General features: G+C 66.9%; 19 protein-coding genes. 2 read left to right on the top strand and 17 right to left on the bottom strand.

Translation table 11 applies throughout. The features are described from left to right. Positions 1 to 55: 55 nt before the first annotated feature. From BMX93_RS08230 to BMX93_RS08185, 10 genes are all read right to left on the bottom strand, one after another. Positions 56 to 256, bottom strand: coding sequence for a hypothetical protein (locus BMX93_RS08230; RefSeq protein ID WP_025402365.1), 201 nt, complete (start codon positions 254 to 256; stop codon positions 56 to 58). A 5-nt stretch (positions 257 to 261) separates the two neighbouring features. Further along, entirely contained in the window at positions 262 to 843 is a 582-nt protein-coding gene (locus BMX93_RS08225; RefSeq protein WP_025402366.1) for a hypothetical protein, read from the bottom strand. A 19-nt stretch (positions 844 to 862) separates the two neighbouring features. Then, positions 863 to 1321 (bottom strand): single-stranded DNA-binding protein, encoded by a 459-nt coding sequence (locus tag BMX93_RS08220; RefSeq protein ID WP_025402367.1) that lies wholly within the window; start codon positions 1319 to 1321, stop codon positions 863 to 865. A gap of 89 nt (positions 1322 to 1410) precedes the next feature. Next, on the bottom strand, positions 1411 to 3192 hold the full coding sequence (locus BMX93_RS08215) for a type IV secretory system conjugative DNA transfer family protein (protein WP_062820557.1): 1782 nt from the start codon (positions 3190 to 3192) through the stop codon (positions 1411 to 1413). Beyond that, complete coding sequence (locus tag BMX93_RS08210; protein ID WP_052337635.1) at positions 3189 to 3719, bottom strand: hypothetical protein; 531 nt, start codon at positions 3717 to 3719, stop codon at positions 3189 to 3191. The genes BMX93_RS08215 and BMX93_RS08210 overlap by 4 nt, the downstream gene beginning before the upstream one ends. Before the next feature lie 345 nt (positions 3720 to 4064). Next, on the bottom strand, positions 4065 to 4244 hold the full coding sequence (locus BMX93_RS13320) for a hypothetical protein (RefSeq protein ID WP_224209226.1): 180 nt from the start codon (positions 4242 to 4244) through the stop codon (positions 4065 to 4067). A gap of 170 nt (positions 4245 to 4414) precedes the next feature. After that, the gene (locus BMX93_RS08200) at positions 4415 to 6385 is read right to left on the bottom strand and encodes a heavy metal translocating P-type ATPase (RefSeq protein ID WP_025402370.1); all 1971 of its coding nucleotides are present in this window, start codon (positions 6383 to 6385) and stop codon (positions 4415 to 4417) included. After that, positions 6382 to 6747: a Cd(II)/Pb(II)-sensing metalloregulatory transcriptional regulator CmtR gene (cmtR, locus tag BMX93_RS08195; protein WP_062820558.1), complete on the bottom strand. Its 366-nt coding sequence runs from the start codon at positions 6745 to 6747 to the stop codon at positions 6382 to 6384. Before cmtR ends, BMX93_RS08200 begins: the two co-directional genes overlap by 4 nt. A gap of 166 nt (positions 6748 to 6913) precedes the next feature. Further along, positions 6914 to 8404 carry an ATP-binding protein gene (locus BMX93_RS08190; protein WP_091969939.1) on the bottom strand — a complete coding sequence of 497 codons (1491 nt, stop codon included), beginning with the start codon at positions 8402 to 8404 and terminating at the stop codon, positions 6914 to 6916. Further along, entirely contained in the window at positions 8401 to 9183 is a 783-nt protein-coding gene (locus tag BMX93_RS08185; RefSeq protein ID WP_091969937.1) for a hypothetical protein, read from the bottom strand. Before BMX93_RS08185 ends, BMX93_RS08190 begins: the two co-directional genes overlap by 4 nt. An 83-nt stretch (positions 9184 to 9266) precedes the next feature. Between BMX93_RS08185 and BMX93_RS08180 the strand changes: the two genes are divergently transcribed. Then, positions 9267 to 9791, top strand: a complete 525-nt coding sequence (locus tag BMX93_RS08180) for a phosphoribosylamine--glycine ligase (protein ID WP_091969935.1) — start codon at positions 9267 to 9269, stop codon at positions 9789 to 9791. 14 nt (positions 9792 to 9805) lie between these two features. Here BMX93_RS08180 and BMX93_RS08175 read toward each other — a convergent pair whose 3' ends face one another. The 4 genes from BMX93_RS08175 to BMX93_RS08160 form a co-directional block, all read right to left on the bottom strand. Beyond that, a complete protein-coding gene (locus tag BMX93_RS08175) occupies positions 9806 to 11266 on the bottom strand; it encodes an SCO6880 family protein (protein WP_091969933.1) in 1461 nt (486 codons plus the stop codon). Between the two features lie 6 nt (positions 11267 to 11272). Then, positions 11273 to 12667: a TrbL/VirB6 family protein gene (locus BMX93_RS08170; RefSeq protein WP_091969931.1), complete on the bottom strand. Its 1395-nt coding sequence runs from the start codon at positions 12665 to 12667 to the stop codon at positions 11273 to 11275. A gap of 30 nt (positions 12668 to 12697) precedes the next feature. After that, positions 12698 to 13018 (bottom strand): DUF6112 family protein, encoded by a 321-nt coding sequence (locus BMX93_RS08165; RefSeq protein WP_091969964.1) that lies wholly within the window; start codon positions 13016 to 13018, stop codon positions 12698 to 12700. Positions 13019 to 13158: 140 nt separating this feature from the next. Then, positions 13159 to 13425 (bottom strand): DUF6112 family protein, encoded by a 267-nt coding sequence (locus BMX93_RS08160; RefSeq protein WP_091969928.1) that lies wholly within the window; start codon positions 13423 to 13425, stop codon positions 13159 to 13161. Between the two features lie 139 nt (positions 13426 to 13564). Here BMX93_RS08160 and BMX93_RS08155 point away from each other — a divergent pair, with 139 nt between their 5' ends. Then, positions 13565 to 14059 (top strand): hypothetical protein, encoded by a 495-nt coding sequence (locus BMX93_RS08155; RefSeq protein ID WP_041205245.1) that lies wholly within the window; start codon positions 13565 to 13567, stop codon positions 14057 to 14059. A 62-nt stretch (positions 14060 to 14121) separates the two neighbouring features. Here BMX93_RS08155 and BMX93_RS08150 read toward each other — a convergent pair whose 3' ends face one another. Genes BMX93_RS08150 through BMX93_RS08140 form a run of 3 tightly spaced genes read right to left on the bottom strand, consistent with a single transcriptional unit; the run spans position 14122 to position 17266 of the window. Then, the gene (locus tag BMX93_RS08150; RefSeq protein ID WP_177170136.1) at positions 14122 to 15789 is read right to left on the bottom strand and encodes a hypothetical protein; all 1668 of its coding nucleotides are present in this window, start codon (positions 15787 to 15789) and stop codon (positions 14122 to 14124) included. An 8-nt stretch (positions 15790 to 15797) separates the two neighbouring features. After that, positions 15798 to 16139, bottom strand: coding sequence for a helix-turn-helix domain-containing protein (locus BMX93_RS08145; RefSeq protein ID WP_017883430.1), 342 nt, complete (start codon positions 16137 to 16139; stop codon positions 15798 to 15800). Between the two features lie 5 nt (positions 16140 to 16144). Further along, entirely contained in the window at positions 16145 to 17266 is a 1122-nt protein-coding gene (locus BMX93_RS08140; RefSeq protein WP_091969924.1) for a tyrosine-type recombinase/integrase, read from the bottom strand. Positions 17267 to 17432: the final 166 nt, after the last annotated feature.

Genomic DNA, 17432 nt, shown 5'->3' with positions numbered 1-17432 from the left:
GGGGCTTAAGAGTCTGGTGCCAACGACGCCGGTTCGTTGTGCTTTGGGGGCCAGTTTACCGGCCTGACGTGAGAAGGTCACGAAGGTAGCTTCCGGCGTTGCCGGTTGTGGTGCCATTGCCTGCGGCACGCAGGGCGATGCGGATGAGGACTTCGGCGACCTTCTCGGCGTCGATCTGGTCGCGTTTGAGGTAGCGCACGCGGACCGGTCGGTTGGCGTCCGGCCGGTCCGTCGTGCGTTTGTAGGAGCGAACCATCAGGCTCACTCACCTTGGGGACTCTCGGAGCGGTCGTGGATCTCTCCGGTGTTTTCGTCGATGCTGGCGTAGAAGGCGTCTTCGGCCTGCTGGCGTGCCTCAACTTGGTCGAGAACGTACTGGACGAAGTCTGCATCCCGATCAGTGATCACGGTCTCCAGGGCGTGTTCGGCAGACGCTTCGCCGGGCCAGGTCGTTTGCCGGGTCGGCCGGTCGCGATCCAGCCTGGTGCCGGAGGAGGTGACCCAGTCGCGGAGGCGCTGGCGGGCGTCGGCGAAGTCGCGGTGCCAGCCCAGCGGTGCGGAGCCGTTCTGATCGGGGTCGTAGGCGCACAGCCAGTGCAGGTGGAGGGCGGAGAGTTCCCAGAGCAGTTCGGGGTGGCGGTGCCAGTAGGGCGGGACGACGGAGGCCGGGAGGCCATAGGTGTGGCGCAGCCAGTCGACCCACCGGTTCAGTTCCAGCAGTTCCTGTTCCAGATCGTCAGCCGTCAGCAGATTCCAGTTGATCGGGTGCGGAGGCTCGGCGACCAGGTTTTGCGTGTCGTCGTAGTCGGGCTCGTCGTCGATGCCTGGGGTGTGAGTAGTCATGGTGCGCTCCTGTCCTTGTTCAGCGGCCGAGCATCGGCGTATTGGTGGTCGGCCGCGAGACTGGAGGGTCGAACGCACGCTCCTGCTCACGCTGCACGGTCTCCTGGGCGGCGACCTTGCGGGGAGCACGATCGACCTCGTAGCGGGTGCGGGCGGTGTCGTGGCCGATCTTCTTGGCCACGAACTCTTCACCCGACAGGCTCTGACCGTCCCGTTCGTAGGAGTACTCGTGGGCGTATCCCTCTGCGACGAAGCTGTCGCCCTTGGTGAACCGCTCGAAAGCGCGTTCGGCGGTAGCCCGGTACATGACGAGGTTGTGGAAGCTCGGCTCCAACTTTGTGAACGAGCCGTCCTCCTCGCGGTGGAAGTTCTCCTGACCGAACCTCGCGTAGAAGCGGGCTTCCCCGCGATCGGTCATCGTCAGCTGCGGGTCGGTGGCGATGAAACCAGAGATGGACTGCTGGGTACGGATAGCCATGGGACTGTCCTCCTGCCCTTCAGATTGGGGCGGCCCCATCGATCAGGACCGCTGTGCCAGGCAGGTGCACGCGGCTTCCCAGCGTTCAACTACTCGGCGCTGGGCGGCCGTTGCAGGAGGGCTTCGATGCCCGCGCGGTCTCGCGTGAGATGCGTGGCGTCGCCGCGCTTCGGCCAGGGCTTCAGGTCGGTGATGATCGGTGGTGTGGAGCGCAGGAGGATGACTCCGGTGCCGAATGGGAGGGTGCGGATGCGGTCGGGTGGCAGGATTGGCACCCGGCGTACGGAGCGCTGGTTTGAGCGGGTTCCGTGGTCGCCGAGGGTGATGGAATCGGTGTACTCGTCGCGCTCGCCGATGAGGGTGGCGAGGTCTTGAAGGTCTCGACTATTGGAGGCGCCGCCGAGGATGATCTTGACGATGCTGGCGTCCCAGATGGCTCCGGCCTGGTTCTCGCTCCACTTGTCCCTGGCTTGGGCCAAGGACTGGAGGACGGGCATGGTCGTGATCCCGGTACCTCCACCTTCCGCCATCAGAGTCGGCAGGGATGGGAGGGGTGCGAGGTTGCCGATCTCGTCCAGAGCGAGCAGGAGTGGCGGGTCAAGCCGAGCGCCCGGGTTCCGGGCGGCCATCCGCCGGGCAGTTTCGACGAGGTCTTCCACGAACGCGGCAACGAGGGCGGCACTATTGCCTGCCCCGGCTCCGGTGGCCAGTAGGTAGAGGGTGCCCTTGTTGCGGATGAAGGCTTCGGGGTCGAACTGCTCACCGGGCCCGGGGCTGACCGCGTCGAGGACGCGGGGGTCAGCCAGTGCTGCCAGCGCCAGGGAGACTCCTTGCCAGATGGAGTCGCGGGTGCGGGGATCGGCGTCGATCATAGCTTCCAGGGATTCGGCCCAGCCGGTTGCTGCGTGGGGCGAACCGGTGAGGATCGCGACGGCGTCGGCCGCGGCAGACGGGTCAAGGGTCCAACGGAACAGCTCGGCGGGCGTGCGGTGATCCAACGCGGCGGCATGAAGGAGAGCTTGGAGAGCCACGCGGGTCTTGCCTTCCCAGAACCCGCCACCATCCACCCCGCCGTCAGCGAGGCCGGTCGCGGTCGCGAGCCCGGTGGCGCGGATCATGGCCGTGAGCGGGTCATCGCAGCCGCGGATCGGTGACCAGCGCAATCCAGCGGGGACGCCTTCGGCGAGGTGCTGGGGGTCGAATACGGCGACGGGCCCGACCTTCTGTCGCGCGCGGAGTGTGACGGTGAGATTGTCGGGCCGAGTGCTGGTGGTGACCACGGCACCGGGCGCGTCGAGGATCGCCGGGATAACAATGTGTAAGCCCTTGCCGGATCGAGGCGGGCCGATGAGGAGGATGGAGTCCTCAACGCTGGCCCACACCTGCTTTCCCTTCGACTGCCCGAGCAAGAACCCCACATCGCGAGGTTCTGGCTCGACCAGGGACGGGCGGAGTGTCCTGGCGCGGTGGACCAGTGCTTTCGCCGATGCTGCTGTGGTGACTTCGTGGCTGGTGGCGGTCCCGGCCAGCCGGTGTGGGTCCACGTCGACCGCGCGGGAGTGACGTCGCCACTTCATCCACCCCCAGGCTCCTGCGGCTCCGAGGAAGCCGAGCATGAGTGTCAGGGTGGTCCAGTAGGCGATGGGGTTGAGCCCGTCGGCGTGGAGCGCGCCCGCTGGATCGCCGGGATTGAACAGGACAGCCAGGCCACCGGTGATGCCTGCTTGTGGCTGGTCGGCGCCGGTCACGAACGCAGCGACGGAGCCTGCGCCGCGGATGGCGAGGATGAGTCCGAAGAGGGCCGCGAGCCCGACCATGAGGATGTTCGTCAGCTCGTCACCCATCGAGCCGGACTGGCGCTGCGTGCTCATGGCACTCGCCGCGTCACGACCCGCGCCGAGGTGATGCCAACCAGCAGAATGTCCGCGCCGCCCGAGGGTAGTTCCCTGAGATCTAGTGTCACGCGGACGGTCCCCGCCGCAGTGGCTTCAACGGTGCTCCGGACGAGGGCGACCGTGACCTCTTCGCCCGGCTGGAATCCGGCTCCGGCCACCTCAGCGGTTTCTGGTGTGTGGCGGTGACGGGCCCGACGAGGCGTCGGTGGTCCGTCGATTGGGTCGGGGCGTGGGGTGCGGACGGCATGAATGATGTCAGTGAATGTGCTGCCGTCGGACTCGTGAATCTCGACCCGGATGGTTCGTGTGCGGTCTGCGGTGAGGACGTCGAGGAGTTCGCCGAACCGCGCCTTCGTCCACGGCGCGGTTGGCGAGGGCTGCGGGTAGTCGGCGCCGTCCAGGGTGACGGTGAGGACACCGTAGGAATCGACCGTGATGACGGCCAGCGGCAGACTGACTGGCGTCTCGTCGGGGTTGACGGAGTGGCTGTGGTGAATGCTCATGTCCAACAGGTGCACCGGATACCCCTCGGCTCAAATCTCCATCCACTCAAGTTTGTTCTGACGCCCCGGCTGGCCGAGGGATCTACTTCCCACGTGGTGCAAGGTTCTCCGTGTCAGGACGACAGCTCAAGTCCTGTGGTGTCATGCAGATGTCTTTCGTTTTTGGCCGTGTTGGTTGTTCGTTGTTTGTTGGGGGCTCTCACGCGGTGAGTAGCCGAACGGGGTCGGCACTGTTGACGAGGTGCTGCGCAGCGCCCAAGATGCGGAGGACTTCGAGCAGAAGCTCGTCGACGAGTACGCGCTAGCGATGACTGTTGCCGGGGCTCACCTCGGATTCGCCTGGACCTACACCCGGGATGCGCGCTGGATCGCGTCGCGCAGCTGCTCGATGGTCGGGACCTCGGCTGGACCGTCGGGAGTCCGGTAGAACCGGCAGGCGAGACCGACAACCGTGCTGACGTCGGCGAACGGGTCGATCCCACCGATCAGGACCGTCGGGGAGCCATGGAAGCCAACGAACGGCATCCTCGGGAGTCTCAATGTTCTGATGGATGACCGTCACGTCGCGGCGGCCACGCAGTGTCTCCGCGAGCCGCTGGTCGAGCAGTTCCCGGTTCGGACAGCCCTCGAAGGACTGGATCGTGATCTTCAAGCCGAAGTCTCCTCTCTAGATCGTTGTTCGTGATGATGTGGGATCAAACCCTCGCCAGCGACGCGGAGTGCGACTCCGCGGGTGCAGCCAGCGCGACCTTCTCGGCGCGGGCTGCGCGCAGGCCGTTGGCGATGACGACGACCTCGGCGACCTCATGCACGAGCACGACGGCGGCCAGGCCCAGCACCCCGGTGATCGCGAGAGGCAGCAGCACGGTGATGATCGCGAGCGACAGCACGATGTTCTGGTTCATGATCGCCCGGCCGCGGCGGGCTTGCTGCAGCGCCTGCGGGATGAGGCGCAGGTCGTGGCCGGTGAAGGCGACGTCGGCGGACTCGATCGCGGCGTCGGACCCGGTCGCGCCCATCGCGATCCCGACCGTGGCCGAGGCCAGGGCCGGGGCGTCGTTGATGCCGTCGCCGATCATGCCGGTCGGCCGCTGCGTGACCGATGCCTTGACCTCTGAGGCCTTGTCCTCTGGGCGCAGCTCGGCCCGCACGTCGGCGATGCCAGCGATCTTCGCCAGGGCGTTGGCGGTGCGAACGTTATCCCCGGTGAGCATGACGACCTCGACGCCCTGCTCACGAAGCGCGGCGACGGCCTCAGGCGCTTCGGGCCGCAGCTCGTCGCGGACGCCGATCGCGCCCACCAGGTCGCCGTCGCGGGCGACCATGACGCAGGTCTGCCCCTCGGCCTCCATCGCCGAGACCCGGTCGGCCAGCACGCCGGGAGCGATCCATCGCGGGCTGCCTACTGTGATCTCGTGGCCGTCCACTTGCCCGGTCACGCCGTGGCCGGGCTCCTCAACCACTCCGGCCGCGTCGGGCACACTCGACGCCGCCTCGGTGATGGCGGTGGCAAGCGGATGCGTGCTTTGCTGCTCCAGCGCCGCGGCCCAGCCAAGCATGTCCTCGCGGGTGACCCCGGCGACTGTGGCGACGTCGGTGACCGCGGGCTCATTACGGGTCAGGGTGCCGGTCTTGTCGACCGCGATCCTGCGCAGAGAGCCCAGACGCTCGAACGCGGCCCCGCTCTTGATGATCACGCCAAACCGGCTGGCCGCGCCGATCGCAGAGACCACCGTCACGGGAACGGCGATCGCCAGCGCGCACGGCGAGGCGGCCACAAGCACGACCAGGGCACGGGTGATCCACGTCTGAGGGTCGCCGCTGAGCAGCGAGCCGAGCATGCCGACCAGCACGGCGAGGACCATCACGCCGGGCACCAGGGGCCGGGCGATCCGATCGGCGAGGCGGGCCCGCTGGCCTCGGTCCTGCTGCGCCTGCTCGACCAGTCCCACCAGGGTCGTCAGGGAGTTGTCCGCACCGTCGGCGGTCGCGGTGATCTCCAGCGCGCCGGAGGCGTTGATCGACCCGGCAGCGACCTGATCACCTACGGCGACGTCCACCGGGATCGACTCGCCGGTGATGGCCGAGGTGTCGAGGCTGCTGCGGCCCGACGACACGGTGCCATCGGTGGCGACCCGCTCACCGGGGCGGATCCGCAGGACGTCGCCGACCTTTACTTCCCGGGCGGGGACCTCAACGGCGGTGCCGCCCCGCATCACGGTGGCCGTCTCGGGCACGAGCTTCAGCAGTGCGCGCAGCCCCGAGCGGGCGCGGTCCATCGCCTTGTCCTCCAGCGCCTCGGCGATGGAGTAGAGGAACGCGAGCGCGGCCGCTTCCTCGACGTAGCCGAGGATCACAGCGCCGACGGCGCTGATCGTCATCAGCAGGGAGATGCCCAGCTTGCCCTTCGTGAACAGGCCCCGCAGCGCCCCGGGAGCGAACGTCCACGCACCCAGCAACAGGCCGACCCAGAAAAGCACCAGCGCCGTCACCTCGGCAGCGGCGCTCTCGCCAGCCGTCCACTCCGTAATAAGCCCAGCGAGGAAGAAGACTCCCGACATGATCGGGACGAGGATCGCGGGGTCGCGCCACCAAGGGCGCTCGGCTTCCTCGCGCTCCTCGGCAGCGTTGGGAGCGTCGTGCTCGCAGCCGCATGCCGCGCTCATGCCCCGGCCTCCTCGCGCTTGTCGCAGCAGCCCGGGACCGAGCAGGTCGGGTCAATGCACGGCGCGCTCTCGTCGACCGCCAGCGTCACATCCACAAGCGCGGTGAGCGCCGCGGCCAGATGCGGGTCCGCGATCTCGTAACGGGTCTGCCGACCCTCCGGCTCAGCGACCACGATCCCGCAGTCACGCAGGCAGGTCAGATGGTTCGAGACGTTCGAGCGAGTCAGCTCCAGCTCACGCGACAGCACGGCCGGATAGTTGGGACCGTCCAGCAGCGTCATCAAGATCCGGGAACGAGTCGGGTCCGCCATGGCCCGGCCGAGCCGGTTCATGACGTCGAGGCGCGAAGCAATAGTCAGCATACACTGACCGTACAGCAATCACTGAACAGTCGGCAACTGTCGAACCTCACGAGAGCGCATGCGCCTCCGCCATCGTCGGGTTCCGCGAGCTTTGAGTACGAGATAGCGCAAGCAGGGTATTGGCTGCTCAAGTTCCCGCGAAAAGCTCCAGTATTTCGACGAACTCTTAAACTTTGCTGGTCATGCGGGTGGTGGTGTCGAAGAGTGCGAGTTCGTCGGGGTGGAGTTGGTGCTGGCAGACGAAGGAGCGGTCTTTGATGCGCCACAGGCCTTGGCCGACGCCCAGCCCGGGTAGGAGCTTCTGTTCGGTGCCGGTGAGTCCGAGGGTGCGGGCGGTGGTGCCGAGCTGGTCGGATTCTTGGCGGTAGATGATCCTGGTCTCCGCGTTGGCCAGGAGGCTGTTGGCGAGGGATCGCATGGCGGAGCCTTGGTCGCCGACGTTTTCCAGGTCGGTGAGTTTGTGGAAGATCAGCATGTTGGCGATGCCGTAGTGGCGGGCGAGCCGCCAGTGCGCATCCATTCGCTTCAAGAGTGCCGGGTGGGACATGAGTCGCCAGGCCTCGTCGTAGATGCACCACCGCTGCCCACCGGCTGGGTCCAGGAGGGCGGACTCCATCCACGCGCTGGAGCACGTCATCAACACGGAGATCAACGTCGAGTTCTCAGCGACGCGGGACAGGTCGAGGGAGATCATCGGCAGGGTCGGGTCGAACGTGACGGTCGAGGGGCCGTCGAACAGCCCTGCCAGGTCACCTGCGACCAATCGGCGCAGGGCGTGGCCGACGAGGCGCCCGTCCTCGGCGAGCCGCCCGTCCGGATCTGCTGCCTTGCTGGGGTTGAGGACGTGGTCGACGACCATGGGCAGGATCGGCACGTCATTGCCGCGCACTGTCTCGGTCAGGGCGGTGTCGATGGCGGTGTGCTCCAACGGCGACAGGGGCCGGGTGAGCACGGTTTCGGCCAGCGCCCCAATGAGGTCGCGGCGGCGGGATGCGATGGTGGAGGCCCACTCCGCATCGTCCATCCCGGCGGGGCGGTAACCCTCATCCAGCGGATTGAGCCGGGTCGACAGGCCGTGGCCCAGCACGATCGCCCGGCCGCCGACGGCCTCGGCAACCGCGGTGTGTTCACCTTTCGGGTCCCCCGGCACATAGACGCGCCGCCCGAAAGGGAGGGACCGGGTGTAGAGACTCTTGGCCAGCGAGGACTTCCCAGAGCCGACGATGCCCGCCAGCACCAGGTTGGGTGCGGTGATGACGCCGCGGGCGTAGAGCACCCACGGGTCGTAGACGAAGCTGCCACCCGAGTAGAGGTCCTGTCCGACGAAGACCCCATCGGCACCGAGTCCTCCCTCCGCGAGGAATGCATAGGCGCCAGCCAGGGTGGCGGACGTGTCCTGATGCCGTGGCAGTTTGAGCTTTCCGGGTGAACGTAACTGAGCTGGCCCAGGTTCACCGGCGGCAGGCAGGTAGGTCGTGGCTTTCCGTTCGGCGCGCTCTGCGTCAGCTTTCGCTCGGGCAGCTTCGCGTTCGGTGGCGCGTTGTTCGGCCTGGAGCCGGGCCGCGGCCTGGCGGCGCTGCTTACGGAGGCGACGACGTTCCTTGGCTGGGGCGACGAGTACCGCGGTGTGCAGGGTCTCAGGTTCTTGGGCGGTCACAGTCCTAGCCCCCGTGATTGTTTGACCGGGGCAACGCCCGGGTGTTCGAACCACGATCCGCCAGGCACCGGCCGGAGCGATTCCGTGTGGGCGATGGCGGGACGGCGGGTGGGCTCATCCTCCAGGACGTCGCCCGGTTGGATGGTGTGGAGGCGGTAGAGACCGACGTGACCGAAGGAGTGGTTGTAGGTGATCTGGTAGTCCCCGTCGCGAACTTCCCGGTCGAGCACACCTGCCGGTGGGAGGTCGTAGACGTGACCGTCCTCCAATGCCGTGTCGGTCGTCTCCTCCCCGTAGTCCCAGTTCTTGAGGTAAGTCATCGCGGTGTCGGGGCCGTCGCGGTCGATCATGTCGAGGACCTCGTCGGCCTCCGAATCTTGGAGGAACACCACGGACACCCAACGCCGGACCGCTACCTGTTTGGTGGCGGGTTCGGTGTGCCACGCGATTCGGCCCGCCGCCGACATCGCGGCGTTGAGCCGGTCTTCTGCCTGGTCGATGAGCGTCGCAGTCTGGTGGAGTTCGTCCGCGGCGGCCAGAGCATCGGCCGATCCGGATGCGTGGTCGCCATAGTCGTCGAAGGCCAGGTTTCGGTTGCTGGCGTGAGCGGTGCTCAGCTGGTCGAGGACCTGTCGAAGTGACCTCACCCCTGACAGCAGATCGCCGAGGACGGAGTACATGTCTTGGGGATGGTCGATGGTGTGGGTGGCGTGCGCGAGCCCGCGCAGTGCCTCGGATGCTTCCCCGGCGTCGGCACCGGGATCGTAGAACGTGGGCATGGCAGACTCCCTCGTGGTCGTGTGGGAGACAGGTGCGCCACGGGTCCCGTCAAGATGTCGGTGCCTGTCCGTACGCTTGAGGCATGCACTCGGACTTCATTGCGCTCGTCATAGCGAGCATCTCGCTTCTCGTCGCAGGGCTCTCGCTTGGATGGCAGATTGCACAGTGGCTCCTATCCGCTGGAAGGCCGAAAGCAAAGCTGCTTCACGGAGTACAGGGGCGTGGTGGTCTCGCTACCGGTCCAGTTGAGAAATCCGGAGAACCTCGCAATTTTGAGAGCCTCCGAGAACAGGGCTTCAATGATCCCGAGATCATCGGAGTACAAGTCACCAACCATGGTCGGGCACCGGTCACGGTGGATCGGATCGTGCTCTGCACGAGAGGCGGGAAGATGAGCGTCGTTCCGCAGAACGAACTGCTGGGTCCTGCGCTTCCTCATCGACTTGAGGCTGGCACCAACGAGAGCTGGTACATGGAGGCCGACTTCGGCTACCGCTTTGTTGCCGCGTCGAGGGATACGCTTCACGAGCAGATCCGCGGTGTCTACATGTCGGCAGCGCTCGGCAACGGGAAATCAATCGCTACTCCAACAACGCTGCGGATGTAAAGATGCGTCCGCCGCTATACCACCCGACACAGTGGCAGCGCTGCTGCGGTGAATGCTTGGGCTTGCTGGCCGACGAGGAGCCGTGTCTCGCAGGAGGCTTGGATGGCGGCTTGTTCGATGGCGGCGACGGCTGCGTCGAGGTCGTCGTTGGTGGTGGCGGAGACGCTGATGAGGCCGGTGTAGCGCAGGACGCCGTGGCCTGCGGTGAGGTCGGCTTCTTGCTGGAGGACGTCGTGGTATTCGGCGGTCTGGCTCGCGTCTTCGATCTGCCCGATCTTCTGGCGCTGTGCGGCGTCTGAGATGTACTCGGTCTTCTTCTTGCGGATGTCGCGGGCGGCTTGGTCGGAGCGCATCGGGGTGCACAGGAGGGAGAAGGATCGTTGGATGCCGTTGGAGAGCAGGATGGGTGCGAGGAATCCTGGGTAGACCATGGAGCGCGGCCACTCACTGATCCAGAGGACGGCGTGGTGGGCGGAGTCGGTGCGCAGCCGGTTCCAGGATTCGTTGACGGCGACGGGTCCGGCGGTGGCGAGGTTCTGGCCGAGTTCCCCGTGGCGTTCCAGAGTGGCGGCGACGGCGGGGTCGTAGGCGGAGCGCAGGATGACGGCGATCTGTCCGCAGGTCAGCCACGCGGACGGTGCCAGGTCGGCGGAGCGTAGGGCGGCGACGAGGGTGTTCATTTCTTGGCGGAGGACGGCGGCGCCGCCGCGGATGCCGCCGCCTGCGGTGCGGATCTGCCGGGCCGCGGCCTTCATATCCAGGGACAGCGACAAGGTGGTGGCGTGGCGTTCGCCTGCGGGCCCCGCCCTGTCGATCAACTCACTGTAAGTGGTGGATGCCCACGATGAGTCATGGGTGCCGTGGGTGGACCACCATTCGGCAAGGCCCGTGCCTGAGTCCGGCAGGGTGCGTTCGAGGACTTGGAGCATGGAGACCCGCCCGGAGCGGCATGCGGTGGCCAGCACCCGGCTCCAGGAGGTGACGCGTCGTTCCTGCTCACCGGGGTCCAGCAGCACAAATGCCGGGTGCGTCACGGAGATGACGGCGGTAAGCGTGGCGGCAGAAGGGTCGTGGATCATTCCCGCCCCGGTGCTGGAGTCGCGGTATTCGCGCAGCCGTGCGGCGTCCCCGGGTAGCGCGAGGGTGCCCGCGGGACGTGGTTTGACGATGCGGCGGCGGTAGAGCAGCTGGCCGCCGGTGGTTTTCCAGATCCACCAGAAACCCACGGGTACCCATTCGACGATGGGGCGTCCGGACAGGGGTATCCAGGTGAGGGCTGCGGCCAGGACCCAGATGGGTGCGGTGATGGCGATGAGGATGCCGCCTCCTGCGTAGAACGCCCACACGAGGGACACCACCCCGACGCCCAGTGTCACGAGCTGTGACAGGGAGAGTCCCAGGAGGACACCTCTGCGGGTCAGCCGGGAGAACTTCACCGGCACCAGCTCCGTGCCGGGAGCATTGCTTGACGTCATGACGGGTCACTCCTTGGGTGGCTGGGGTGCGAGCGGATCAGCAGGCGGCTTCGGCTTGGCGGGTGGAGGGCTTGGTGGTGGTGCGGGGTCGCTCGATGGCGGGTTCGGCTGCGGTGTCGACAGCGGCGGCGCACTTGGGTTGCCTTGTTCGGGTGGCGTGGGGCTTCCTGCCTGGTCGGCGGCGTCAGCGGCGGATTCGGCTTGGCCACCGACTTCGTGGCCGAGTTTGGGCCCGGCTTTGACTGCGTCTTTGACGACCTCGGCGGCGACAATGACGGCGGCGGCGGGTCCTGCCGCAGCCGCGGCGCCCCCTCCAGCCCCGGCGGTCTCGGTGGTGGCCGCGGTCGACCCTGTTGTGGGCGCCGTGGTCGTGGGCGGCGGGCCTCCGGTGGGCGGCGCGGAACCACTGCCTCCCGAGCCTTCGCTGTCGCCGCCGTCGAGGATCTTCTTCACCCCGTCCGATTTCGGTTTGGAGGGGACGGGGATGGGCTGGTTGAGGGCGTTCTTGGCTTCCTGCTCGGTGCCCATCGCGTGGTAAAGGTCGAAGCCGAGGAAGGAGATGAACCGGTAGACCATGTAGGGGGCGAACGCGGCGATGAACAGCAGCACGATCCCCGAGATCGGTTCGGTCACCGCAGACAGGTCCGCCTCGATCGGAGTGGCGACCTGGGTGATCGCGATGAGGAACACGACGACGAGGACGAGCTTGGAGACGATCAACGCCACCACGAACGCCGCCCATTTCCCGATCCAGGAGCGGGTGACATCCCAGGCGGCCCCGGCGAACGCGACCGGTGCCAGGACGATCGCCACCAACAGCAGGGCTTTGCGGATCAGGAGGCTGAACCAGACGATGGCGACCGCGCAGATCATGAGACCGGCGAGAAAGATCGTCACGATCGCCCCCACCCCGGGGGCGGCGATGTTGATCCCGGTGAGGCCCGCGGTGAGCAGGGCGATCTTGTCACCCATCGTCCCGGTGGTTTCCCCTGCGGCTTGGACGACGCCGATGCACAGTTGATCGACGATCTCCAAGGCTGTAGCGGTCAGCGTGATGACGAGGAACGACCCGAGGACGGCTTTGCCCGCCCCGAGAGCGGCCCTCGACAACGCGGAGGGTTCTCGGCGGATGAGTCCGAGGATGAGTTGGAAGCAGAAGAAGAGCAGGACGATGAGTACGCCGATGCCGAAGAGCAGGTTGTACACGTCCAGGTAGCCCTTGGCGGTGACGTCGACGAGGGTGGTGGAGTCGAAGACTTTCCACATGGCCTCGATGAGCCATCCGGCGGCCTGGCCCATGGTGGAAGCCAACCAGTCGAACGGGGCTGAGACGAGGGTCGCGGCGGCTTCTCCGGCGGCGTCGCACACCGATGAGATGACGGGAACATCGCAGACACCCATCACAAACCTCCCAGATGTGAGTGAATGGGGCTAGACCTGTTGGCCGACGTTCCAGAAGAAGTTGATGAGCGTGACGGCGGCACCGCAGATCACGGCCGCGCCGCAGGAGACGAGGACGCCGATCTTGCCGCGCCCTGCCAAGTGCGGGTTGGACGAGTTGGCGCCGAAGCCCCACACGATCGCGGAGATGATGAGCGCGAGGACGGACAGGATCAGTCCGATGGTCATCACGGCACCGACGATGGTGCGCAGCTGGGAGATGCCAGGAAGGCCGGAATCGTTCGGGCTGATGTTGATGTCCAACGGCACCAGTGCGGGCAGCAGGATCAGGGCGGATGCGAGGTCGATCACGATGAACTCCCAAAAATCAGAACCACCCAGGGTGGGCGGTGGACGAGAAACATGGTCGACCAGCAGGTGCACCCGCCTCCCCAGGACAGCAGAAGGCCCGCCACGGGAGACGATCCGAGGCGGGCCAAAGCTGGGTCAGTTCAGAGTTGTTCGCCGAGATTGATGAGCCAGTTGATCCAGGCGACTGCGGCCCCGGCGAAGACTGCTGCGCCCAGGGCGACGAGGACGCCTGCACGGGCTTTGGCGGCGACCGAGGTGCTGCCGGTTCCGGTGGCGATGGCCCAGATGATGGCGGAGACGATGATCATGAGGACCGCGACGACCAGGACGATGGTGAGGGAGGCGCCAATGACGGTTTTCAGATCGCCGACGCCGCTCAGGCCGTCAAAGTTGGGGAACACGTTCATGACAGGGCTCCAACCGGCGCTAGCAATTATTCGAAGCGGTTGAAATGTCCATGCCACGAGGTGCGCGGCAGAACCCATGGGGGTCGGCGACGGTAGGCTAAGGTCGTCGGGCGAGGAGGGATCGCAAGCATCTGGTGCCATGCGCGACGCTGATCTGAGAGGTGGTCTGTTGGCGCAGGAGGTCCCCGTTCCCGGTAACCCGGAGGACGCTCAGCAGTTGCTGTACCTGCTGCTCGGCAGAGCGATCGCCCGTTGCCAGGTCGCCGAAGCCGCCGCAGAGACGATCCACCAGGTGCTGCTGGGCAAGCCCCCTCGCGAGCGGAGCACGCTGGGGGCGAAAGCAAAGGCCGTGGAGCCTCAGCTTCCAGACCATCTCCAAGCCGAGTACCGCACCCTTGTCGAGGCGCGGAACTATCTGGTCCACCGGTTGCTGTTCGACCACGGCGGATGGAAGGGCATCCCCGGCTGGGACAGCCCCGAGCTGTATCGGAAGCTCTACGACTCCATCGACGACGCAACGCAGACCATCGATCGAGTCAGCGACCTGCTGAACAGGTACCTCGTTGACACGAACCCCGAGGTGGCGATCTTCAAGATTAGCGATCAGGGTGTCGAGGACATTCGAGACCTGTAACCCTCCGCCCTCTTGATGGTTCGGGCTGGTGGCCCTCCCCGAGCGCGCCAGGCTGCTCAGCGTCAGCGGCGCGCGCCGGCGTAGTTGTTCCAGGCGGAGCCGGTGAGTTCGGCCCAGCGGGTGGCGGTGCCGATGCTGATGCCGGTGAGGGAGGCGAACACGGCGGGCGGGGTCGTGGATGCCAGGTGCAGCAGGGCGGTGTTGCGGCTGGCGCGGGTGATGATCCCGAGCCGGTTCATGCGCGCCATGAGCGACGTGGGGTGCAGGTGGGTGCCGGCGTTCTTCCCGGTGAACAGCCAGCGGGGATCGGCGAGGGTGCTTGCCGTGCCGAAGGGCTTGGCGACCGGCAGCGCGGTGACCAGGGCGTCGAGCGGAGGGATGAGCAGCAGTGGCTCGGGGCCGAGGGCGAGGTAGGTGTCGCCGTCGCTGACCTTGATGTCGCTGGTGGTTAGGGCGGCGATCTTCGCGGCGGGTTGGGCGTAGAGCAGGATCAGGCAGGCTGCGGCGCGGTCCTCGATGCTGGCGGAGTCGGGGTCGTGCAGGAGCCGTCGGGCCAGGGCGAGTTGTTCGTCGGGATCAGCGTCGTGGCCTGGGTCCTTCGGCGCGATGGGCTCGGGCAGTCGTACTCGGGGTAGGTAGCCGCCTCGTTTGAGCCAGCGGATGAAGCTCAGACGGGCGCTCCGACTGGGGCCGCCGAGCCAGGCATCGATGCAGGCTTGCGGGCAATCGTCGAGGTCATGGCCGTAGGCGGTGAGGTGGTCGAGGAAGCTCTTGGCGGTCTGAATGTCGCCCCGGCAGCGGGCCGCGACGTGCGCGCTGATGCGACCGTGGCGGTTGGTCTTGGCGCGGCCGGCGACGTGCCAGCGGGCGTAGCGTGTCAGCACTCCGCGCAGCTCGGGATCGGTGATGCCGGCGACGGTTTCGGTGACGTAGCGGTGCAGCCTGGTGGCGTTCTCATCGCGTGGCGGGAGCGCCTCGGCGGCGACGAGCATGGCGCGCAGGTAGTTGACCGAGGAGACCTGCGGCTGGGCATCGAGAGCATCGTGGGACAGGTCGAGCCGGCCGGCGGCGATGTCGGTGAGCAGGCGCAGGCTTGCAAGACCCCGCCAGTTGCTCAGCAGCGACCGGGGTTGGCGAAGCTCGGTCAGCGCGTCGCGGACGCCTTTGAGCTCGGGGCGGATCGTCCCGCCTGGGCCGGTGAGTGCGGCGTCGATCTGCTGGGCGGCTTGGCAGGCGAAGCAGCGGGGACGGCCATGATTGGTGGTGCGGCGGCCGAGGGCCTGCCGCCCGCAGATCGAGCAGTCGATCACCGGCGCCTGGTAGCAGGTCGGGCAGGTATCCGGCGTCGTCGCGGTGGCTTTCAACGCGATCCGTTTGAGCCGGCCGCAGACGCCGCAGACCCGCTTCGGGTTGCGGTAGCAACGCGGGCAGAGGTTCCGCGATCCCGCGCGCTTCCCGCCGGCCCGAGTAGCCAGTGGGCCGAGAGTGCCGCATTCGTCGCAGGCGTCCTCGGCGGTGCGGGTGCGGGCGTAGCAGGTCACGCAGATCGCGCCGCCATCGTCGGTGCGGGCGTTGACCCGTCGCGTCCTGCCGCAGCCCGTGCAGACCTCCTCGGGTGAGCGCTGCGCGCGGCAGGCTCGGCATTCGCCCCGATCCAGGATGTGGTTCCAGCGCAGGTTCTTGTCCCGTCCGCAGCGGAAACAGGTACCGCGGACGATCGTGCTCGCCATTCAGTCGATCAGTCCCCGGCCGGTCTGATGACCGCGCGAGTCGGACGGTTCTTGCTCGGCTTCGACGGCGTGGCCGCCCCGGTGGTGCCGGTCTTGCGGCCGCGCCGGGATTTGGTCGCGACGTAGGGCTCGATCAGGTCGTTCGGTGTGACATCGAAGATGTCGCAGAGCGCGGCCAGGAACCGCATGTTCAACCGCTCGGGCTGCCCGGTCACGATCCGGTAGACCTGCGTGGAGGTCATCACCACGCCTCGTTCGGCCAGCAGCGGCACCAGGTCGGTGGTGGACTGCATGCCGTGCTCGTTCATCACCTTGCGGACGTGCCAGCGATAGGCCACGGTCTTCGTCATGATGGTCAGCCTTCCTCGATCGCCGATGGTGGAGTGAACGCCGCGTCCAGAGCGCGGCGCAGGGTGCGGTTCCGGTAGTCGCCGGAGACGCCGGTGTAGAGGGCGGTGGTCGATCCCCAGCGGTGCCCGACCTGCTGCTGCACGAACAGCGGGTCGAAGCCGTCCTCGATCAGATGCGTCACATAGGAGTGCCGCAGGCAGTGCGGGTGCAGGGCGGGGTCGAAGCCGAGCTCGTCGCGGTACTCGGCGAACCGTAGCCCGATGTAGCTCCCGCTGACCCTGGATTGTCGCTCGGTCGGCCAGAGCATCCCGCTGCCGGCCGTGTCGAACAGGGGCAGCACCTCGGTGACGTATTCCTCAATCACCGGGCGGGTCCAGTCGAACACCGCCAGCACCGCGCGACGCCGGGGTTGAGAGCCACGGCTGGCTTTGCCCCACCGGACGTTGCAGACCCCGAACCGGCCGAACTCGGTCGCGGTCGGGTTGCGGGTGAAGTCATGAAGGTCCAGCATCCCGACCTCACGACGACGCAGCCCGAAGGCGTAGATCATCTTGAACAGCGTCGCGTCGCGGAATACCGACTTCCAGCCCTTCTTCCCGCGTGTGCGGGCCTGGTCGACGCGATCGTCGGCGTAGTCGAAGAAGGTTTGCACCTCGATCCGCGACAGAGGTCGCACCGTCGGGCGTGCCTCGTGATCGCCCGTGTGGATCGCGGTGTTCCACTCGTGGCAGACCTGCACCGGGTGGGTGCCGAACAGCTCCTCGCACCGCTCCACCCACCCGTAACGACGGTCGGTGAGGAAGTCGCAGAACAACGCGACCGCGTTCTGATAAGAGCGGATCGTGCCGTGCGAGCAGGGCTTGTCGCCGGAGACCAGCTCGGTCGTCCACTCCTCGATGTCGGCAGGAGTCCACTCCCACGGCAGGCTCCCGCAGAACCCGGCGAACCGGCGCACCTGCACCAGTCGCGCCCCGATCGTCTTCGCATTCAGCATCCGCGAGGACTGCTGCGCCGACCAGCCGGCCAGCATGTCATCGAAGACCTGCTCCACCGGGCGCAGCAACGACACGTTGCCCGGCCGCAGCGCCGTCACCGATCCAGGCCGGTTCCCGTCCTCGAAGTCCACCCCGATAGTCTTACATCTAATGTAAGAAAAGTACATCTAATGTAAGCAGTGGCGCGTTTCCCCTGGTCATGAGCCGCTTCGCAGCGCCCAACTGTCGCCCACTGATACCCTTGCCTGACCAGGGAATCCGCACGATCCCGGCCCTGGCCGATTACATCTAATGTAA

The sequence above is a fragment of the Propionibacterium cyclohexanicum genome (genome assembly GCF_900111365.1).
Classification (GTDB): domain Bacteria; phylum Actinomycetota; class Actinomycetes; order Propionibacteriales; family Propionibacteriaceae; genus Propionibacterium; species Propionibacterium cyclohexanicum.
This window is presented reverse-complemented; position numbering and strand designations above follow the sequence as displayed.

Bases quoted from the DNA above. Each gene is read 5' to 3' on its own strand.
- BMX93_RS08230 (WP_025402365.1), bottom strand. From the start codon at position 256: ATGGTTCGCTCCTACAAACGCACGACGGACCGGCCGGACGCCAACCGA.
- BMX93_RS08225 (WP_025402366.1), bottom strand. From the start codon at position 843: ATGACTACTCACACCCCAGGCATCGACGACGAGCCCGACTACGACGAC.
- BMX93_RS08220 (WP_025402367.1), bottom strand. From the start codon at position 1,321: ATGGCTATCCGTACCCAGCAGTCCATCTCTGGTTTCATCGCCACCGAC.
- BMX93_RS08215 (WP_062820557.1), bottom strand. From the start codon at position 3,192: ATGAGCACGCAGCGCCAGTCCGGCTCGATGGGTGACGAGCTGACGAAC.
- BMX93_RS08210 (WP_052337635.1), bottom strand. From the start codon at position 3,719: ATGAGCATTCACCACAGCCACTCCGTCAACCCCGACGAGACGCCAGTC.
- BMX93_RS13320 (WP_224209226.1), bottom strand. From the start codon at position 4,244: ATGCCGTTCGTTGGCTTCCATGGCTCCCCGACGGTCCTGATCGGTGGG.
- BMX93_RS08200 (WP_025402370.1), bottom strand. From the start codon at position 6,385: ATGAGCGCGGCATGCGGCTGCGAGCACGACGCTCCCAACGCTGCCGAG.
- cmtR (WP_062820558.1), bottom strand. From the start codon at position 6,747: ATGCTGACTATTGCTTCGCGCCTCGACGTCATGAACCGGCTCGGCCGG.
- BMX93_RS08185 (WP_091969937.1), bottom strand. From the start codon at position 9,183: ATGCCCACGTTCTACGATCCCGGTGCCGACGCCGGGGAAGCATCCGAG.
- BMX93_RS08180 (WP_091969935.1), top strand. From the start codon at position 9,267: ATGCACTCGGACTTCATTGCGCTCGTCATAGCGAGCATCTCGCTTCTC.
- BMX93_RS08175 (WP_091969933.1), bottom strand. From the start codon at position 11,266: ATGACGTCAAGCAATGCTCCCGGCACGGAGCTGGTGCCGGTGAAGTTC.
- BMX93_RS08170 (WP_091969931.1), bottom strand. From the start codon at position 12,667: ATGGGTGTCTGCGATGTTCCCGTCATCTCATCGGTGTGCGACGCCGCC.
- BMX93_RS08160 (WP_091969928.1), bottom strand. From the start codon at position 13,425: ATGAACGTGTTCCCCAACTTTGACGGCCTGAGCGGCGTCGGCGATCTG.
- BMX93_RS08155 (WP_041205245.1), top strand. From the start codon at position 13,565: ATGCGCGACGCTGATCTGAGAGGTGGTCTGTTGGCGCAGGAGGTCCCC.
- BMX93_RS08150 (WP_177170136.1), bottom strand. From the start codon at position 15,789: ATGGCGAGCACGATCGTCCGCGGTACCTGTTTCCGCTGCGGACGGGAC.
- BMX93_RS08145 (WP_017883430.1), bottom strand. From the start codon at position 16,139: ATGACGAAGACCGTGGCCTATCGCTGGCACGTCCGCAAGGTGATGAAC.